16 protein-coding genes are annotated in these 19760 nt (G+C 57.0%); 12 read left to right on the plus strand and 4 right to left on the minus strand.

Annotation, left to right across the window (positions count from 1 at the left end):
* Nucleotides 1-192 precede the first annotated feature (192 nt).
* From Mag101_RS02065 to trpC, 8 genes are all read left to right on the plus strand, one after another.
* On the plus strand, nucleotides 193-1302 hold the full coding sequence (locus tag Mag101_RS02065) for an aminoglycoside phosphotransferase family protein (protein WP_077400100.1): 1110 nt from the start codon (nucleotides 193-195) through the stop codon (nucleotides 1300-1302).
* 69 nt (nucleotides 1303-1371) lie between these two features.
* Nucleotides 1372-2067: an N-acetylmuramate alpha-1-phosphate uridylyltransferase MurU gene (gene murU, locus Mag101_RS02070; protein WP_077400103.1), complete on the plus strand. Its 696-nt coding sequence runs from the start codon at nucleotides 1372-1374 to the stop codon at nucleotides 2065-2067.
* Between the two features lie 202 nt (nucleotides 2068-2269).
* On the plus strand, nucleotides 2270-2938 hold the full coding sequence (gene rpe, locus Mag101_RS02075; protein WP_077400106.1) for a ribulose-phosphate 3-epimerase: 669 nt from the start codon (nucleotides 2270-2272) through the stop codon (nucleotides 2936-2938).
* Nucleotides 2939-3268: 330 nt separating this feature from the next.
* Nucleotides 3269-4750 (plus strand): anthranilate synthase component I, encoded by a 1482-nt coding sequence (gene trpE, locus Mag101_RS02080; protein WP_077400109.1) that lies wholly within the window; start codon nucleotides 3269-3271, stop codon nucleotides 4748-4750.
* 48 nt (nucleotides 4751-4798) lie between these two features.
* On the plus strand, nucleotides 4799-5653 hold the full coding sequence (locus Mag101_RS02085; RefSeq protein WP_077400112.1) for an ion transporter: 855 nt from the start codon (nucleotides 4799-4801) through the stop codon (nucleotides 5651-5653).
* On the plus strand, nucleotides 5650-6228 hold the full coding sequence (locus Mag101_RS02090) for an anthranilate synthase component II (RefSeq protein ID WP_077400115.1): 579 nt from the start codon (nucleotides 5650-5652) through the stop codon (nucleotides 6226-6228). Before Mag101_RS02085 ends, Mag101_RS02090 begins: the two co-directional genes overlap by 4 nt.
* A gap of 226 nt (nucleotides 6229-6454) precedes the next feature.
* Nucleotides 6455-7489, plus strand: a complete 1035-nt coding sequence (trpD, locus tag Mag101_RS02095; protein WP_077400118.1) for an anthranilate phosphoribosyltransferase — start codon at nucleotides 6455-6457, stop codon at nucleotides 7487-7489.
* Nucleotides 7490-7493: 4 nt separating this feature from the next.
* On the plus strand, nucleotides 7494-8288 hold the full coding sequence (gene trpC, locus Mag101_RS02100; RefSeq protein WP_077400121.1) for an indole-3-glycerol phosphate synthase TrpC: 795 nt from the start codon (nucleotides 7494-7496) through the stop codon (nucleotides 8286-8288).
* 24 nt (nucleotides 8289-8312) lie between these two features.
* Here the strand turns inward: trpC and Mag101_RS02105 are convergent, their stop codons facing one another.
* The 3 genes from Mag101_RS02105 to crp all read right to left on the minus strand — a co-directional run bounded on the left by Mag101_RS02105 (nucleotide 8313) and on the right by crp (nucleotide 13339).
* The gene (locus tag Mag101_RS02105) at nucleotides 8313-9896 is read right to left on the minus strand and encodes a tetratricopeptide repeat-containing sulfotransferase family protein (protein ID WP_077400123.1); all 1584 of its coding nucleotides are present in this window, start codon (nucleotides 9894-9896) and stop codon (nucleotides 8313-8315) included.
* An 80-nt stretch (nucleotides 9897-9976) separates the two neighbouring features.
* On the minus strand, nucleotides 9977-12445 hold the full coding sequence (locus tag Mag101_RS02110) for a TonB-dependent receptor (RefSeq protein WP_077400126.1): 2469 nt from the start codon (nucleotides 12443-12445) through the stop codon (nucleotides 9977-9979).
* A 258-nt stretch (nucleotides 12446-12703) separates the two neighbouring features.
* Nucleotides 12704-13339, minus strand: coding sequence for a cAMP-activated global transcriptional regulator CRP (gene crp / locus Mag101_RS02120; protein ID WP_010133420.1), 636 nt, complete (start codon nucleotides 13337-13339; stop codon nucleotides 12704-12706).
* Between the two features lie 330 nt (nucleotides 13340-13669).
* On the opposite strand from crp, the gene Mag101_RS02125 reads away from it, so the two are divergent.
* From Mag101_RS02125 to Mag101_RS02140, 4 genes are all read left to right on the plus strand, one after another.
* A complete protein-coding gene (locus Mag101_RS02125) occupies nucleotides 13670-14077 on the plus strand; it encodes an OsmC family protein (protein ID WP_198040147.1) in 408 nt (135 codons plus the stop codon).
* 162 nt (nucleotides 14078-14239) lie between these two features.
* Nucleotides 14240-14764 carry an asparaginase gene (locus Mag101_RS02130; protein ID WP_077400135.1) on the plus strand — a complete coding sequence of 175 codons (525 nt, stop codon included), beginning with the start codon at nucleotides 14240-14242 and terminating at the stop codon, nucleotides 14762-14764.
* 143 nt (nucleotides 14765-14907) lie between these two features.
* Nucleotides 14908-16425, plus strand: coding sequence for an aldehyde dehydrogenase (locus Mag101_RS02135; RefSeq protein WP_077400138.1), 1518 nt, complete (start codon nucleotides 14908-14910; stop codon nucleotides 16423-16425).
* Between the two features lie 209 nt (nucleotides 16426-16634).
* Nucleotides 16635-17024, plus strand: a complete 390-nt coding sequence (locus Mag101_RS02140) for an STAS/SEC14 domain-containing protein (RefSeq protein WP_077400141.1) — start codon at nucleotides 16635-16637, stop codon at nucleotides 17022-17024.
* Between the two features lie 96 nt (nucleotides 17025-17120).
* On the opposite strand, the gene Mag101_RS02145 is transcribed toward Mag101_RS02140, so the two are convergent.
* Nucleotides 17121-19637 carry a choice-of-anchor D domain-containing protein gene (locus Mag101_RS02145; protein WP_077400143.1) on the minus strand — a complete coding sequence of 839 codons (2517 nt, stop codon included), beginning with the start codon at nucleotides 19635-19637 and terminating at the stop codon, nucleotides 17121-17123.
* Nucleotides 19638-19760: the final 123 nt, after the last annotated feature.

The following is a 19760-nucleotide window of genomic DNA, read 5'->3' on the forward strand; positions in this document are numbered from 1 at the left end:
GGTCCGCAAAATCAGCGGTCGATTCTACTTGAATGGTTGCGGCCATGGAAACCGGCCGCGCAAAGATTAGCGGGTGAACCGTGTGGCGGGTGTCGTTACAATGCCGGGTTTTCAGGCGGCATCGGTACCATTTATGGCCATTCGCGTGGTCAATCCCGTGGTGACGTGTTGAAGTGAACAAGCAGGTAGTGGATGAACGAGTGTGTAACCCAGGCCCCAGATGAGCGCAAAGAACAGCTGCGCCAGTGGGCTGCCCGTGCCCTGCAGTCAGGCCATGAGTCTTTGCGGGTGCCGCCGCTGGAGGCGACTCTGCATTTGCAGGCGCTGTCTGGCGATGCCGGGTTCCGCCGTTACTTTCGCACCGATACTGCCCCCACCCTTATCGCAGTGGACTCTCCTCCGAGTAAGACCAACGTCAATCGATTTGTTGCGCTGGCGGACTACTTGCGCCGCAATGGCATCCATACCCCACTGGTGATCGCCGCCGATGTTGAGCACGGCTATATGCTGTTGGAAGACCTTGGCGACACCCAGTTACTGCGGGACCTGAATCCGGACAGCGTCTCCGGTCTGTACGCGGAAGTGATGAATGAGCTGCTATGCCTGCAGCAAATCCCGCGTCAGGAAGGGCTGTTCCCGCCCTACAACCGCGAGCTGCTGCACATGGAAATGCGCCTGCTACCCGAGTGGTTGATTGGCAAGTTGCTACAGCGGGAGCTGAGTGAAGAAGAAAATCAGCTTATAGAGCACACCTTTGCACACCTGCTCGACAGCGCCACTAGTCAGCCGCAGGTACTGGTGCATCGAGATTACCACAGCCGCAACCTGATGATTCGGGATGGCGAGCGACCGGGGGTGGTGGACTTTCAGGACGCGGTGTGGGGCCCGGTTACCTATGACCTTGCCTCCCTGCTGCGCGATTGTTATATCCGCTGGCCGCAGGAACAGGTGGAAAACTGGGCCCTGGCCTACGCCACCAACGCAGTAGATGCGGGCGTTATTCCCGAAGTGGCACCGGAAACTTTCTTGCGCTGGTTTGATTGGATCGGCCTGCAACGCCACTTCAAGGTACTTGGGCTATTTCCGCGGCTGTATTTGCGGGATGGCAAGCACGGTTACCTGCCAGATTTGCCGTTGGTCATTCGCTATACCTTTGAAGTGTGCGATAAATACGCAGAACTACAACCCTTCGCCCGCTGGTTCCGAGCTGAAATAATGCCGTTGATCGAGCAGCAGGACTGGTATCGCGATTACCGCATTGCCGGCGAGCGGCAGCCTGCAGACACCACCGTTACTCCGTGACGCGTGCTACCTCATAGCAAACGCTGCCTACTAGCTGCCTAATAAAGCTGCTCAATAAAAAAGGACCGCATGACATCGCAACCGCCTAAAGCGCCCACCGCCATGCTACTTGCCGCCGGGTTCGGCAAGCGTATGCGTCCGCTTACCGATTTCACGCCCAAACCGTTGATCCCCGTGCTGGGCAAGCCGCTGATCGAATACGCCATCGGGCGCCTCGCTGCCGCAGGAGTCAAGAACCTTGTGATAAACCTCGCACATCTGGGCGGACAGATCCGTGAGCATCTGGGGAGCGGCGAGCGTTTTGGTGTGCAGATTCAGTACTCGGAAGAGAGTGAGCCACTGGAAACCGCTGGCGGTATCTGCAAGGCATTACCGCTGCTGGGCGAAGAGCCCTTCCTTGTAGTGAATGGCGATGTCTGGTGTGACTTTGATTTTGCGGCTTGGATAAACAACCCGCTGCCAGAAAACCGCCCCGGCCGCCTGCTGATGGTGCCCAACCCGCCGCATAACCCGGAGGGGGACTTCGGCATCGATGACGGCCTGCTCTCTGGTAGCACAAAGCCGCGCTACACCTTCGCCGGCATCAGCTACCTGCGCCCGCAAATCCTCACCGAATACCCCAATGCCCGCGAATGCTACGGCCTTGGTGAAGTCTTCGCGCATAACGAAGACAAGATGCAGGCGGAAGTCTACACGGGTGACTGGTGTGACGTGGGTACGCCCGAGCGCCTGAATAACCTTGAAGAAAGGTTAAGAGCGGGATAACAAAAACCGTTAAATATTAGAAAGTTCAAATCGAAGGCAGGGTGCCGGGTGGGGCTTTTCAGGATCGTCGGCAACAGGGATGTTGCCGACGAAGTGTACAGGGATGTATTCACAGCGGTCCTGAAAAGCCCCGCCCGGTGCCCAGCCGCCACCGGGCCAAAACAGAGCTCCGGGGAACAACTCCAAGCACCGAGACGAGAAAATGCCAGACTACAAAATTGCACCTTCCATCCTCTCCGCCAACTTCGCCCGCCTGGGTGAGGAAGTCGACAGCGTCCTCGCGGCTGGCGCCGACTGGGTGCACTTCGACGTAATGGATAACCACTACGTCCCCAACCTCACCATTGGCCCCATGGTGTGCAAAGCCCTGCGCGACCACGGTGTGGAAGCCCCCATCGACGTGCACCTGATGGTCGAGCCCGTCGACGACATGATTCGTATGTTCGCCGATGCCGGTGCCACCTACATCACCTTCCATCCGGAAGCGAGCAAACACGTCGATCGTTCCCTGCAGCTGATCAAATCCCTCGGCTGCAAGGCAGGCCTGGTATTCAACCCGGCCTCGAGCCTCGACGCTGCCAAATACGTGATGGACAAGCTCGACATGATCCTGCTGATGTCCGTAAACCCGGGCTTCGGCGGCCAGAAATTCATCCCCGCCACCCTCGACAAGCTCAAGGAAGCGCGCAAGCTGATCGATGACTCCGGCCTCGACATTCGCCTTGAGATCGATGGTGGCGTGACCCGCGACAACATCCGCGAAATCGCCCAGGCCGGCGCCGACAGCTTCGTGGCGGGCTCAGCGATCTTCAATCAGGATGACTACGCAGCGGTTATAAATGCCATGCGCGCCGAGCTGGCCCAGGCCTAAGAACTGACTTGAGACTGGCTGAGAATTGCTGGTCACAAGGGCAGGCGCCTGCGAAGCGGCGCTTGCCCACCCCAAGAGACCTTTGTACACTTGCTCGCCGGAATACAGGGAAGCAACTCGACGCTGCGAGATTCTGACATTGAACTGCACTGCCCACCTCAACAACAGCTGGCGATGGCGCCGCTGATCCGCTGAAGCCTGAAGACCTAACTCGATGAAGAGTCACAGAACTAGGTCCGACGGGCGCCTTCCCCGCGGGTTGGATTCCACAACGATGGGAAATCCAGACCCCGAAAGAACATACAAAGCATTGCATAGACCGGAGTCGCCATGACCCCCAGCGAATATACCCAGCTTGCGTCTGCAGGATACAACCGCATACCGCTCGTACGCCGCGTGCTGGCCGATATCGAAACCCCGCTCACCACCTATATGAAACTCGCTGCCCGCGATGGCGGCCGCTACAGCTACTTGTTGGAGTCCGTACAGGGCGGGGAAAAGTGGGGCCGCTACTCCATTATCGGCCTGCCGGCGCGCACGGTACTGAAAGTGACCGGTCACGAGTTAACGGTCGAGCGTGATCGCAAAGTGATTGAGCAAAAGCAGGTTGATGACCCGCTGGCGTTCGTCGAAGAGTTCCGCGGCCGCTATAAAGTGCCGGAAATCGACGGGCTGCCGCGCTTCAATGGCGGCTTGGTGGGTTACTTCGGCTATGACGTTGTGCGCTATATCGAGCCGAAACTCGCCGACAGCTGCCCGCCGGACACCCTGGGCAACCCGGATATCCTGCTGATGGTGAGCGACGAACTGGTGGTGTTCGACAACCTGGCCGGTGCGGTGCTGTTTATCGTGCATGCCGACCCGCAACAGGAAAATGCTTTCGAGTCCGCCCAGCGTCGCCTGGATGAGCTGGTCGGCCAGCTGTCCCAGCCCCTCGACAGTGTCGAGCCGCTCGGGATTGACGGGGAGCACACCGCCGAAGACACCTTCGTCTCCCATTTCGGTGAAGATGCCTTCAAGCAGGGCGTACACAAGGTGAAAGACTACATCCTCGCCGGCGATGTCATGCAGGTAGTGCCGTCTCAGCGCCTGTCCGCGCCGTTTACCGTACCGCCGTTGAATCTTTACCGCGCCTTGCGCAGCCTGAACCCCTCCCCATATATGTATTTCCTCGACCTGGGTGATCACCAGGTGGTGGGCTCCAGCCCGGAAATCCTGGTGCATTTGGAGGATGGGGACATGACCGTGCGCCCGATTGCCGGTACCCGCCGCCGCGGTGCCACCGAAGAGCAAGATCTGGCGCTGGAACAGGATTTACTGGCGGACCCGAAAGAAATCGCCGAACACCTGATGCTGATCGACCTCGGCCGCAATGATGTCGGGCGGGTTGCGCAGACCGGCACCGTGCAGGTAACGGAAAAGATGGTGGTAGAGCGTTACTCCCACGTGATGCACATCGTGTCGAATGTGACCGGCAAGATTAAGCCGGGGCTCAATGCCATCGATGCCCTGCGTGCGGCGCACCCGGCGGGCACGCTTTCCGGTGCGCCCAAGATCCGAGCTATGGAAATTATTGACGAGCTGGAGCCAGAAAAACGCGGCGTTTATGGCGGTGCTGTGGGCTACCTGGCGTGGAACGGCAATATGGATACCGCCATCGCGATCCGCACCGCGGTGATCAAGGATGGAAAAGTATTTGTACAGGCTGGCGCCGGTCTGGTGGCGGACTCCGATCCGCAGTCTGAGTGGGATGAGACCATGAACAAGGCGCGAGCACTATTCCGCGCCGTGGCCATCGCTACCGGTGAATAACCCAATCGTATTGAGAAACGTATTGCGACATTGGAAGACGTATTACCGATGAGTGAAATATCAGTACAACAGAAGCGCGGTTTTGCCGAGAGCTGCCGTCGCCTCGTAGAAGCGCCAATTTTTAATCAGGTGATTATTGGCCTGATTATGGTCAATGCGGTTGCCGTGGGTCTGGAAACCTCCACCTGGGTGGTCGAGCGTTTCAACGGCATGCTGCAGGGTGTGAACCAGCTGATCCTGCTGTCGTTTATGGTGGAAGCGGCAATCAAGATTGCCGCCGAAGGTCGTCGTCCGTGGCGTTATTTTGCCAACGGTTGGAACTGCTTTGATTTCTCCATCATCGTGCTCAGCCTGATTCCGGCGGCAGGCCCCATGGCCACGCTAGCGCGTCTGGTGCGGGTGTTGCGGGTCTTGCGTTTGGTATCCGCTTTCCCGGAGCTGCGCTTGCTGGTGGATACACTGCTGCGCAGCCTGCCCAGCATGTTCCATATCAGTCTGTTGATGGGCATTATTTTTTACATTTACGGTGTGGCTGGTTATTTCCTGTTTCATGAAATTGACCCCACCCACTGGCGTACACTGCCCATCGCACTGTTGAGCCTGTTCCGGATCGTCACCTTTGAGGACTGGACGGACATTATGTACACCGCAATGGATGCCATGCCCTACGCCTGGATCTATTTCATCAGCTTCGTGGTGATGGGCGCGTTTGTGATGATCAACCTGTTTATCGGGGTGGTGCTGAACAACTTGGAAGAGGCCAAGCTGCGCCGTTTGGACGAGCTTTCCATGCCACCGAGCCAGACCGAAATTTTGCGCGAACTGCGTGCCACTCAGGAATCCCTTGCCCGCTTGCAGAAGCGGCTGGGCGAGGCGGCACAGGATAAAGGAACCGAATCATGATCCTGATGATCGATAACTACGATTCATTCACGTTCAATATTGTGCAGTACTTGGCGGAGCTGGGTGCGGATGTGGTGGTGAAGCGCAATGACGAGATCAGCGTTGCCGATATTGAGCAGCTGAACCCGGAAAAAATTGTGATTTCCCCGGGACCCTGTACGCCGAACGAGGCCGGTATCTCCATGGATACCATTCGCGCTTATACGGGCAAGTTGCCGATTCTCGGCATTTGCCTCGGTCACCAGAGTATTGGTCAGGTGTTCGGTGGGCGTGTGGTGCGTGCCGGTGAAGTGATGCACGGCAAGACGTCGCCGATTATCCACAACAACCTGGGGGTGTTTAACGGCCTGTCGAACCCGTTTGAGGCGACTCGTTATCACTCGTTGGTGGTGGAGAAGGGCAGTTTGCCGGACTGTCTTGAGGTTACTGCGTGGACCGAGACCGAAGATGGCGAGATGGATGAAATTATGGGGCTGCGCCATCGCGAGCTGCCGATCGAGGGGGTGCAGTTCCACCCGGAATCGATTTTGACTCAGCACGGGCACGATATGCTGAGGAATTTTTTGGAGTCTTGAGGTATTGGGTTGGCACCTCGTAGGTGAGCTGGTGGCGGCGCTGCTACCGGGATCGCGTTTGCGAGACACGAACTAGGCGCCCCCCCGTGAACCCATCCATGGGGCTCTTCTAAAACATCCCTGTTTTAGAAGGTCTCGCAAAGGAATACCGGTATCAGCGCCTTCGCTTTGAATACTGGAAGTGTAACGACCCTCGGGAACTCATTACTTAGGGAAGGGGAAAATAATGAATATCCAGCAGGCCATTGCCAAATTGGTGGAAGGCGAACATCTCACCCGCGAAGAGATGCGTGGGGCCATGGGGCAAATCATGCGCGGCGAAGCGGAAGATGCGCAGATCGGTGCGTTTCTGGTAGCCCTGCGTATGGCGGGAGAAACCGTCGACGAGATTACCGGCGCGGTGGAAGTGATGCGTGAGCTGGCCACCAAGGTCGAGCTCGACCCTACTCATGCAGTCGACATTGTGGGTACCGGTGGTGACGGGGCAAACCTGTTCAACGTCTCCAGTGCGTCCAGCTTTGTTGCAGCCGCTGCCGGCGCACGGGTGGCCAAGCATGGCAACCGTTCGGTTTCCTCGTCCTCCGGTTCTGCCGATCTGCTGGAAAAGGCGGGTATCTATTTGCCGCTAACCCCGGAGCAGGTGGCGCGCTGCGTGGATGGTGTTGGTGTGGGCTTTATGTTCGCGCCGAGCTATCACAGTGCCATGCGTCACGCGATTGGACCGCGCAAGGCGCTGGGCCTGCGCACTATTTTCAACCTGCTGGGGCCGCTGACCAATCCGGCCGGCGTAAAGCGCCAGGTAATCGGTGTGTTTGACCCACACTACTGCCGCATGCTCGCGGAAGTGTTGCAAACGCTGGGTTCCGAGCATGTACTCGTATTGCACAGCGACGATGGGCTGGATGAAGTGAGCCTCGCTGCCGAGACCCGCGGTTGGGAATTAAAAGATGGTGAGCTAACCGAAATCGTCATCAAGCCCGCAGATTTTGATATCGAACCGAGAGCCATGGATGATCTGTGCGTCGATGGCTCCGAGGCCTCCCTCGCACTGATTCGCGATGCCTTGGGCAAGCGCGAAACACCTGCGGGCAACAAGGCTGCAGATATTATTGCCCTCAACGCCGGCATGGCTATTTACGTTAGTGGTGTAGCGGCGAGCCCCGCGGAAGGGGTGAGCATGGCGCAGGACGCGATTTATAGCGGACTGGCCGGGGAGAAAATTAACGAGCTGGCTGCCTTTACCAGCGCATTCAAAGAGTGAAGTCATGAGTACGCCAACAATTCTGAAGACCATTGTCGAGCGCAAGTGGGAAGAAGTCGCCGAGCGCAAGAAGCTGGTTAGCCAGGATGAAATGCAGCAGCGTGCGTTGCAGCAGCCGCCCTGTCGCGGTTTTGTGAAGGCGATTGAAGCCAAGCGCAATGCCGGTGAGGCAGCGGTGATTGCGGAGATTAAAAAGGCTTCGCCGAGCAAGGGCGTTATTCGCGAAGATTTTATTCCCGCGGAGATTGCCACCAGCTATGAAAAGGGTGGTGCAGCCTGTTTGTCGGTGCTTACCGATGTGGACTTTTTCCAGGGGGCGGATGAATACCTGCTGCAGGCTCGCAGTGCGGTACGTCTGCCGGTTATCCGTAAAGATTTTATTGTCGACCCTTATCAGGTGTATGAGGCCCGCGCCATGGGTGCCGACTGCATCCTGCTAATTGCCGCCTGCCTGGATGATGCACAGCTCACCAGCCTGAATGATCTTGCGCAGGAGTTGGGTCTGGATGTGCTAGTGGAAGTGCATGATCGCGAGGAGCTGGAACGCGCACTAAAACTGCCGAACCGACTAATCGGGATCAACAATCGCAACCTGCACACCTTTGATGTGCAGTTGGAAACTACCTTCAGCCTGCTGAGCATGATCCCGGACGACCGCATCGTGGTCACCGAAAGTGGTATCCACACCACCGATGATGTGGCCGCTATGCGTGGCCACAATGTAGACACCTTCCTGGTGGGCGAAGCGTTTATGCGCGAGGAAGAGCCCGGCCGTCGCCTGATGGAACTGTTTAACTAAGAGTTAGCCTGGCGGTCTCATGTCTTAAATCAGCCCGGCCTCGGCAAAGATTTCCGCGGCCGGCTGTAACTCCTTCTCATACTTGCGCCAGCGTTCCACTGCACTGCGGTAAATAGGCTGGCGTACCTGCACACTGCTGGCCGTAGATACGGCGGCATCTGAACGATAAAACTCGAGACACTCTGCTTCCCACGGTAAATCCAAATATTGCGTCAGCGAGCGCGCTTCCTGCTCCGGTTTTTCGGTGAGCTTTTCGTAATTCAGCGTATAGATTCTGTCCCCGAACAGGCTGCTCCAGTGCGCCATCAAATCTTTATAGGCGCAGATATAGCGTGCCGTATCGGTAAGGCTGTAGTGATAGTGGTAGTAGCGGAAGTTGAAAGAAAACAGTTGGCGGTAATTGCTCAGGCATATATCCAGTGGGTTTCGCTCGAGCACCACGATTTTTGCCTTGGGCAGGCTGCGCAGGATAAATCCCAGATAAAGGAAATTCATCGGTAGCTTGTCGATCAGGCGCGTGGCGGTTTTACCACGCTCGCTACAGCGTGCTACATAATTCCTGCCAATAGATTTTGCGTCCGCGGCGAGTGCCCCGGTGATTACCTCGGGATCCAGGGTTTGCGCCGAGCTGTTTTGTGAGTGGTGCTTGATTGCCAGCGGAAACTCGTGCAGCTCGCCGAGCGTTTCGATCTGCGAATGGCTCGCGAGAATACGCTCTACCAGTGTTGTGCCGGAGCGGGGCATACCCAGAATAAACAGGCAGTTTTCCCCAAGGTTTGCGCTCGTACTCTCTGATACGGGCGAGTCACCGGGAAACGCAGATTTAATTGCCTCAAACAGCTCTGCGTCCTGGGAAAAATCGTAGCCAATTTTCTGCCGGTAGCGTGTTTTCGCCTGAACGAGGTAGCGGAATGACTGGGTGTAATCACCGGCGCGCTCCAGATCCCGTGCCAACGCGTGGCTCAGGTAAAGCTGGTCTTCAGCGGCAAGGCCGGGCTGGGCTAACAGCTTGTTAAGCTCGCTATTCGTTACGGTCTGAGTTTCATTTTTTCCCAGCTCGGACAGAGCCCAGTGCGCGCGACTGAAGCCTGGCTGTAGTGTGATTGCCGCCTCATAAGCGGCGCGGGCCGCTTCTTGGTTGCCAAGGAACTGCTCGGCAGATGCCAGGTTAAACTGGAACTGGGCATTGTTTGGAGCGAGTGCCACGGCATGTCGCAGTGGGGTCACCGCTTTCTCGTGTTCATCAAACTTGGCATACACTACGCCGAGGGTGTCGAGAATCAGCGCGCGCTCGGGGCTTTCTGCCATAGCGGCGTCCGCCGCCTGAATCGCTTTGGCATATAGGTTCAGCTGCGCAAAGTAGCGGGCCTTCTGACTTAAATACTCTGCATTGTGCGGCGCCGTTGCCAGCGCACGCTCGATCATTTCCAGCGCCTTGTTGACCTGCCCGGCCGCAGCGGCCGCAATACTGATCAGAAACCAGGCGTCGCCGTGCGCTGGGTCCAGCTGCAAAATCTGTCGGCAGCACTGGTGCAGCGTGCGCATATCGCCCCGGTTAAGGGCCTGTTCGGCGGCAGCGTGGAGTTGTGGAATCGAGGGTTTTTGCATGGATAGCAACCAATAAAAAAGCCGGCCAGGATAGTGTATCGCAGGCCGGCTTCCAGTGAAGTTCTGAAACTAAGTCAGCATCAGAACTCGTAGGTGAAGCGAGCACCGATGGTGCGCGGGGTACCTACGTACTGGCCGTAAGAGCGCTGGGTGAAGCCATTGCCCCACTCGATGCCCGGGCCATTGTTTTCGTCTTGCAGATTGCGACGGCTGGTGCGGGTACCGGTGATGTAGTACTTGTCCCACAGGTTGTCGGCGAATGCCTGAACGGTCCACTTGTCCAAACGCAGAGTTGCGGACATATGGTGTACTGCGTAACCGGGGATCGCTTCACCACCGCGGTCGCCAGCCAGGATGTCGCCGCTGTCTTCGTCGATCATGTACAGCGGATCTTCCGGGCCACCCACCATGTTGTACACGTCACTGGCGAAGACCAGACCATAGTTCAGGTCGAGGTCGTAGCCGTTCAGTACAGTGGTGGTGTAGTTCAGATTCAGCGAGCCCTGGTGTTCCGCGTGTCCGGGCAGGCGTGCGCCGGCATAAACGTCGTATGGGCCAACCAGACCTGGAGCGTCTTCGGTCAGCTCTGCATCGGTATAGGCATAGGTAAATGCCAGATCCAGATTGTCGCTAATCAACCAGCTACCCTGCAGCTCGAAGCCCTGGCTGACCGCGGCACTGCCGTTGCCGGTAATCGGCAGGGAGCCGTTGGTGGTGGTAGTGGCCACCTGCAGGTCGGTCCAGTCGATGTAATAGAGCGCGGTGCTCACAGACAGACGATCGCCAACCAGGCCTTTGTAGCCCACTTCGTAGTTGTCGATTTTGTCCGGGTCGATCAGTACTTCGTCTGACAGCGCACACAGCTGCTGGTTGTCGCTGGCAATCTGCTCGGCGGTACATTCGGGTACGGAGTTAACGCCACCATTGCGGTAGCCCTGCGAGTAGGTGAAATACACCATACCGTTGGCAGTGGCATCCCAGGCGACGTTGAACTTGAACAGGTCGCCCTCGTCTTCGCCCTGGTTTCTGCCCAGGTCTACGTTGATTGCGTCCTGGGGTTCGCCGAGGAATACAGTTTCAAACAGCGGCAGGCCGAAGCCGCCGGTAATATCGGTTTCAAACTTGTAGCGACGATAGCCACCGGTAACTGACAGGGTGTCGGTAATGTCGTAGGTCAGCTCACCGTAGAACGCGGATTCTTTTTCGTCGATGTCGGTCAGCTGGATGTATTCCAGGTTGTCCGGACGCAGCTGCACACCGCCCCAGTTGTCCACAACGAACTGGTCGAAGAAGGGGGTGAATTCTTCACTGATCGCGTCGGATTGGTATTCGTTCTGGAAGTAGCCGGCTACCCACTTGAACGGGCCTTCGTGCTGAGAAGACATACGCAGTTCGAAGGTGTCGGCCTTATCCTTCACTTCCTCACGGGTATAGGCGGAGAAAGAGGGGAAGGAGTCATAGCCGTAGTCCAGGTCCAGCAACAGGTCGGTCTGGTCACGCTGGCCCAGCTCATCGTATTCCGACTGGCCGTAAACCATAGTGGCCTGGGCGAAGCCCAGATCGCCGATCAGCTCGATACTGGTGAGCTTGTTGGTGTAGTGGTTAGGCTCTTCGTAGCGCATACCGGATTCGTAAGGACCGGTATTGAAGGAAAGCTGGTGAGCCAGCTGGCGACCTTCCGCCTTGGTGTCCTGGTAGTAGTGCCACAGGTTGGCTTCCAGCCAGTCGGTGGCCAGCCAGCGCACGTTGATACGGCCAGATTTGGTGTCTTCACCGTTGGCATCTTTTACCTGGCGCAGGTTCGCGGCAACGTCATCGGGGTTGCTGAAGTCCGGGTCGGGGTTAGATACACCAGATTCACGCACGACGTAGTTGTAGTCGATAAACCCGGGATCCTGGATGCTGTCCGCGTTTACGCGCACGGCCAGGTTATCGGTGATCGCAAAGTTCAGGGTCGCACCGTATTCAGAGCCGAGGCCGGAGCTCTGGGCGTTGCTGCTGGCACTGCTGCGCACGGTAGCGGTGAACTCAGAAGGGTCCGCTTTAGCGGGAATATAGCGGATAGCGCCACCCATGGTGCCCTGGCCATACAAGGTGCCCTGGGGACCGATCAATACTTCCACACGCTCCAGGTCGATGGGCTTCAGGTCTACCTGCAAGGGGATGTCGCCGAGGTAAGTGGCAACGGTGCTGCTGCTGAAGCCCGGGCCGAGACCGCCGGTGTTCAGGCCGCGCACCAGAATGTCTGGGCTCTCGTCCCGCGGGCCGCGATCGACGACTGTCAGGCCGGGGGTGTAGTAGGCAATCTTGGCGATGCTGTCGAGGCGCAGGTCCTCGATCTTCTCGCCACCCACCGCAGAAATATTGATGGGGATATCCATCACATTTTCTTCGCGGCGGGAGCCGGTTACCACCACTTCCTCGAACACGGGTTTGTTTTCAGTGTCCGTAGCCTGTGCGGAGGCAAGGTGCGGCATGGGTAGGGCGGCGCAGGAAATAGCCAGTGCCAGATGGGATTTTTTCAGCCCGAGATAGTTGTTGTGCTTCAAGTGGTTCCCCTAGAGCTTTTTGTTGTGTGTTATTTTGATTGCAACCAACGTACCAGCGTAAAGAAGCACTCACTGCTGAATTCTTGTAATTTGCGGAGTTTTATTTTGCTACTGCGGGAGGTTCTGGTGCGAAATGCCGAAACGGGTGCGTTGTGCGCACCCATTTGGTGCGCCGGTTTGGTTTTGGGGCGCGCTTTAAATTTCACCCACAAAAAAGCCGGGCGATTGCCCGGCTTTTTTGTGGGTGAAATTGGCAGCTTATCGAGTGCCGTACACCACCATGGTTTTACCTTTTACCGATACCAGCCCCTGTTCTTCCAGAGTCTTCAGTACCCGGCCAACCATCTCGCGGGAACACCCCACGATACGGCCAATTTCCTGGCGAGTGATCTTGATCTGCATGCCTTCCGGGTGGGTCATCGCATCCGGCTCGTTACACAGGTCCAGCAGGGTGCGGGCTACGCGGCCGGTGACGTCGAGGAATGCCAGGTCGCCCACCTTGCGGGTGGTGTTGCGCAGGCGCAGTGCCATCTGGGTGGCCAGGTTGAACAGGAACTCCGGATGCTGGCGGGTAAGCTCCTGGAATTTGGTGTAGGAGATTTCCGCTACTTCACACTCGGTCTTGGTGCGAACCCAGGCGCTGCGGGTGTCCTGGTCGAACAGGCCCATCTCGCCGAAGAAGTCGCCATCGTTCAGGTAGGCAACGATCATCTCGCGACCTTCGTCGTCTTCGATCAGAACGGTGACGGAACCACGCATAATGAAGTACAGAGACTCACAGCGGTCGCCGGCGTAAATAATGGTGCTCTTGGCTGGGTAGCGGCGGCGGTGGCAATGGGCGAGAAAGTCTTCGATGTTGCCACTAGTCAGAGTGTCTTCGGTAGAGACCGTCACGGATCTACTCCTTTTTTTGAAATATTTGTGCCTGATCCCGGTTAAGGGGACGATTATCCCGCTAAAACCCTAGTGCAAACAGGGCCTTTACGAGCCAATCTTTCGCAATGTGATCTGGGCCACTTTTTGTATGGGGCATAGGCAGCGTTTGTTTATAGCGGTTGAGCGCAGCGCTGACAACCACCGTAAGTTAAGGCTTACTCAGATCTTAGGGTGAGACTGTACGTCCGCACCAATTAGCGGGTGCACTGTGCTGCGGGTTCCCAGGGTTGTTGTGGTAAGCTCCCGGCCCCCATCCAATATGAAGGAGAGAGTTCCATGGCGGGCGTAATGCAGGGTCAGGTGACCTGGGTAAATGGTGTCACTTTTGTCGGTGAAGCGGGCAGTGGCAATTCCGTGGTGATGGAAGGTGGCCAGAAGAACAATGGTATCCGCCCCATGGAAATGATTCTGCTGGGTGTGGGTGGCTGCGCCTCGTACGATGTGGTGGGCATCCTGCAAAAGACCCGTCAGGACGTGGCCAGCTGTCACGTAGAACTGAAAGGTCACCGTCCGGACGCGGTACCGGCGCCGTTTGAGAAGATCGAGATGGAGTTCGTGGTGCGCGGACGCAACATCAAGGAATCGCAGGTAGCGCGCGCGGTGGAGCTGTCTGCGGAAAAGTACTGCTCGGCATCCATCATGCTCGGCAAGGCTGATGTGGAAATCGTGCACTCCTACCGTATCGAAGAAGTCTAAGTCCTTCTTTTTCCCAAACTTTCCCCGACTTGTCCGTGGTATCGCACCGCGGGCAGGCTCGAATCCCGCAACTCATGAATTGCGTTGCGGGACACTAGAATTGTCTCGTTCTCTCTAGCCCTCTAAGATGCGCACATTCGTACTCATGCAGCGGGGAAATTGATGACAGATCTCAACCAAAAGACCAGTGTCCGCATTCTCACTACCGGTGGCACCATCGAGAAGAGCTACTGCGAATCCGAAGGCACCCTGAAAAACCGTGCCTCTATTATTCGCGAGGGCCTGATCAGCAGCCTGCGCCTACCCTATACCCATCTCGAGCTGGAGAGCATCCTCAACAAGGACTCTCTGGAGATGGACAACAGCGACCGCGACCAGATTTGTGCGGCCATTGCCCGCACCGCCGAAAAGGGCGACCCCATCGTGATTCTGCACGGAACCGATACCATGTCGGTCACCGCCGAATATTGCTTTGACAAGATGGGTACGCCGGCGGTGCCTGTGGTGTTCACCGGGGCCATGCGTCCCATGGGCTTTATCGATTCCGATGCCCGTCAAAACGTCACCGAAGCGTTGCTCGCCGCGCGCCTGCTGTCGCCGGGGTTCTATATTGCGTTCCACAACCGGGTATTCGCGATTCCCGGCGCCCGCAAGAATCTGGAGACCGGTACCTTCGAGGCCGTGTAAGCGGATTTCACCGGTTTGCAGTGGCAGCTTCCCTGCAGCAAAATACAGACTCGTTGATTTGTGATCACATTTTAGATATAAACTGAATAATCCTTCAGTTTTTAGCTGATAGCCAACTTTTCGTGTGCCAAACCGAGGTGACCATGACTGACAACCGGAATCCACAGCCAACGCCGCAAACCCTGCAGGAGTGGCTCGCCCGGGCCGACGAACTCACTATTGAGGGCCGCGCTTTCATTAACGGTGCCTACGTGGACGCAATCAGCGGCCAGACCCGTCCGTGCACCAGTCCGGCAGATGGCCGCGAGCTGGCACAGATTGCCAATTGTGGACCGGAAGACGCCGAGGTAGCGGTCAAGGTCGCCCGTGAAACCTTCGAATCCGGTATCTGGTCCGACATGCCGCCCATGGATCGCAAGAAGATCCTGGTGCGCTTTGCCGAGCTGATCGAAGAAAACCGCGAAGAGATCGCCCTGCTGGAGAGCCTCGATGCAGGCAAGCCCATCAGCGACACCATGAATGTGGATGTGCCCAGTGCAGTCACCACCATTCGCTGGAATGCGGAAGCGATCGACAAGATTTACGACGAGATTGCCCCTACCGGCCCCACCGAGATTGGCCTGATTACCCGTATGCCGTTGGGCGTTGTGGCGGCGATCGTGCCGTGGAACTTCCCACTCTCCACCACCGCGTGGAAGCTGGGCCCGGCGCTTGCCACCGGTAATAGCGTGATCCTGAAGCCGGCATCCAATACACCGCTCACCGCAATCAAGCTGGCGGGCTTGGCGAAACAAGCAGGCCTGCCGGATGGCGTATTGAACGTGCTGCCCGGACCGGGCAGTAGCCTGGGCAAGGCTTTGGGCCTGCACATGGACATCGATGGTCTGACCTTCACCGGTTCCACCGAAGTGGGCAAGACCCTGACCGAATACTCCGGCCAATCCAACCTGAAGCGCACCTTCCTCGAACTGGGCGGCAAGAGCCCGAACATCGTGTTTGCCGACGCCGACCTGGACAAGGCCGCGGAAGCGGCCGCGCTGGCGGTGTTCTACAACCAGGGGGAGACCTGTACCGCTGGTACCCGTCTGCTGGTGGAAAAAGGCATCGCCGACACCTTTATCGAGAAGGTCAAGAAAGCTTCCGAGCGCTTCCAGCCGGGACACCCGCAGGATCCAAACACCGTTATGGGTGCCCTGATCGACCAGAGCCAGTACGACACCGTGGAGTTTTACGTGGCCAAAGGCCTCGAGCAGGGCGCCAACCTGGTGTGCGGCGGCAAGCCGGCAGCAGCTGTGGAAGGCGGTCACTATTACGAACCGACTATCTTCCGTGGTGTGAGCGGTGAAATGACCATTGCCCGCGAGGAAATCTTTGGCCCGGTGCTGTCGATCATCGAATTCGAAACCGAAGAAGAAGCGCTGCAGATCGCCAACGATTCCATCTATGGCCTGGCCTCCGGCGTGTGGACCAAAGATCTCGCCCGCGCCCACCGCATGGCGCGCGACATTCGTGCGGGCTCGGTATGGGTCAACAACTACTTCGGTGGCGACATCACCGTGCCCTTTGGTGGTTTCAAGCAGTCCGGTAACGGCCGCGACAAGTCCCTGCACGCGCTGGACAAGTATTGCGAGCTGAAGTCCACCTGGATCGATATCAGCTAATCATCCCTACGTTATCCCGTCTAAATTGACTCCTTTGGGCTGCTTTTGCAGCCCTTTTTTATATGCGGGGTTCATATCTGTGGCGTGATAGCGAAACGATGAACCACTGCCTTAAAACTGCCCTATGGCCTTGGATTGCTGGTTTGTTGTCTCACTACATTCACCTTATACCTGCAAGCTAAAATACTTTTGCAGCAAGGGGCGAAAACATGTCTCACAATCATCACGGCTTTTCCGTTAGTGTTGAACGTGTCGCGGACGACAAAGTACTGTTGACCATGCACGCCCGAGGAAAGTTACAGCATGAGGATTACGCGACCATGGTGCCGATGCTGGAGACTGCGATTGCCGGTATGAAAAGCCCGAAAATCGACGTGATGATGGATGTGCGCGAAATGGACGGTTGGGAAATGCACGCTGCGTGGGATGACTTCAAGCTTGGCTTAAAGCATGGTCACCAGTTCAACAAAGTGGCCATGGTGGGCAGTAAGTCCTGGCAGGAAACCGCGGCCAAGATTGGCAGCTGGTTTATCGGCGGCGAAGCCCGTTTCTTTGAAGACAAAACCGCGGCGCTTGCCTGGCTAGTAGAAGAGGGCTGAGGTCGGTTTCTTGGCAAGTAATCTTTCCTAAATAATTTTAGGCAAATAAAAAAGGGGCGATAAATCGCCCCTTTTTTATTTGGTTGTCCGCATGAATTACTGGCACAGGCTGCGAATACCGTGCGCCTCCTGTGCTGCATCCATCCACAGGAACACATCGTCGTCACTGAAGTAGTAATACACCGAGTTGTTCGGTAAGACGAGTACGGTGATACCGCCATAGCCGGACATAAACGGTAGCCACAGTGGGTTGCTACAGCCGCTCATGTTGCCGCTCACCTCGTGCGCCCAGAAGCCATTGTTGTACTTGTAGTCAGTGAGGGGCTCCAGTCCGCGGTCGGCGCTGTCGCGCTGCAGCGCTGCATCCAGTTCGCCCTGGTGCAACACCGATTGGCTGCTGCCCGCGAGGAAGGCGCCAATCTTCGCCACATCGTCCCGCAGCCACATCAGTCCCCAGCCGGTAAAGGGCTGCTGAATACCGTCGTAGGTGCGGCGGGTGAATTCTGCCGTGGGGCTGACGCCGAGCGGCGCAAGAATTTCATCCACCACAATATCGCTGAAGATATCGCTACTGCTGCCTTCAATACCGCGCAGGTAGGCGTTCATCGCCGTGCCGAGAATATAGGTGTCAGAGGTGTGGTAAACCCACTTGGTGCCGGGCGACGCCTTGCGCGGATACTCGGTACAGCTGTAATTGATCTTGCTGGCGTGATCTTCCGGCAGGAACAGGTCGTTGGTGTGACTGGCGCCTTCGTCGCTCATATAGCCGGCGAGCTTGTAGTTGCCCGTCCCCATATCCAGCGCATTGCCAAAGGTGACATCGTTCCAGTTACCATTGGTGTTGCACTCGCTGATGTAACTGCCGATGGACTGGTTAAACGTACCCGGATATTTCTGTTCCAGGCGCATCATGGCGCCGCCGGCGAACACGGTTTTTGCACTGGAGTAAGACGGAACAACCAGGGATTCACAATACGGGTAGTCACCACGGCGAGAGCCGCATCCGCCCATGTAATGGGTGCCATCGATTACAAAGCCCGCCAGAGAAAGATCCAGGGGGTCCTTGCCGTTGGGTGCAGCAAAAGCGGTGTAGTCGGTGCCGGGGTAATCCTGAGCCAGCGCGCTGAGTGGTTTGCTCGGCATGCGGTTGTTCACTTCCGCCTGGTAGTCGCTGGTCAGCTGATCGCTGTTGGCAACGCTATGCGGCGTGTAACTGGCAGAGAGCTGCCCCCACATATCCACCTGGAAATACAGGCAGGTTTCTCCGGCGATCTGGTAGGCCACATCGGAGACGGAACCGTCATCCTTGAACAGGAAGGTCATCATGCCGTTGTGAATACAGTTGGCATTTTTCTGTTGCAGGGCAAATGGCAGCGCAACCCGGCTGTAGCCGGCATCCCCGTTTTCATCCCAGACCCGCCCAGGTGTCAGGATGTATTCCCACTCGGGGTGCGTGCTGACAATCGAACCGCGCTCTACCGGGAAAATATGGCTGCCGCTCTGTACAAATTCAAAATTGAATTCCGGCAGATGCTTGCGCGTGGTGTCCTGTGAACCGGTGTAACGGAAGGAGTCTTTGTGCTCGTCAAAGTCCCCACCGGAGGCTTCTCCGAATAATTCCAGAGAACCTTCAAACTGGTTGCTGGGCATCGCGGCATTGGCGGGTAGTGCATAGTGGCTGTAATCAACAAGACTACCCGGGTCGCTGCCATTGATCAGCGTATTCATGGTCAGTGCGCTGCGAGAAACATTGCCGCTACCACTTAGCGGATCAAAGTCGTCCACACTCCCGCCGCCGGTGGATGCGCTGCCGCTGAGGCTAACCGCAATACTCGGCTCGTCCGGATCGTTGGAAGAGATATTGAGGCTGCCGTTAAAGTTACCATCCGTTTGCGGTGCAAATGCCACATCGATACTGCAGTTTGCGCCGGCGCTCACGCTGCCACAGTTGTTACTGCTTACTGAAAAAGGTGATGCTGGGTTGCTCACATTGCTAATAACGAGGGCGGCTGAACCGTCGTTGGAAACGGTGATGGTGCGGGTAGAGGTTGTGCCTGTGCCGATCGCGCCAAAGCTCACACTTGCCGGTGCGCTAATGTCCGGATCGGTGGGCGCGCCGCCTGTGCCGGTTACCAGGGCCCGATACCCATAACAGTAATCGCCGGTGGTGGCGCCGGTGCCGCGAAAGCGCAACTGCACAGCAACGTTGTTGTCGATACCGGATGGCGCACTGTTGCTGGAGAACTGGCTGCCGTTGTCATCACCGTTGGCAATGGTCAATGCAGTTGTCCAGCTGCTGCCGCCGTCCGTGGAAATTTCACCGTAACAGAACTCACCGTTTTCCAGCGAGGTCGCCGCCATAGCGAGTTCAACGGAGACCGCGGAGTAACCCGCAGTAGAAAGTGCCTGCGTTGCGGTCGATGTACCGCGCAGACGCATACTATTGCCGTTGTATGCGGCAACGTTGCCGGTGGTGGACCAGCCGCTGATATCCCCGTTGGCAAAATTGTCCTCGTAAATGGTATCTGCAGTGGCGCTGGTAGATGCCCAGGCGCCAATGAGTATTGCCGCCGTGGTTAATTTAAATCCCGTCAAAATTCCGGAGGATTGCATGGTGTGTCCTCGATAGTTTTTTTGTTTGTGACCAAAGATTCTTCTGATCAAACGTGTTTTGGGAAGCTTGCCAAGGCATAACATGCGCGGTTTTCGAAAATCCCTATAGAACCAGCTGGGTAG

Origin of the sequence: Microbulbifer agarilyticus (assembly GCF_001999945.1) — a bacterium.
GTDB classification, from domain to species: domain Bacteria; phylum Pseudomonadota; class Gammaproteobacteria; order Pseudomonadales; family Cellvibrionaceae; genus Microbulbifer; species Microbulbifer agarilyticus_A.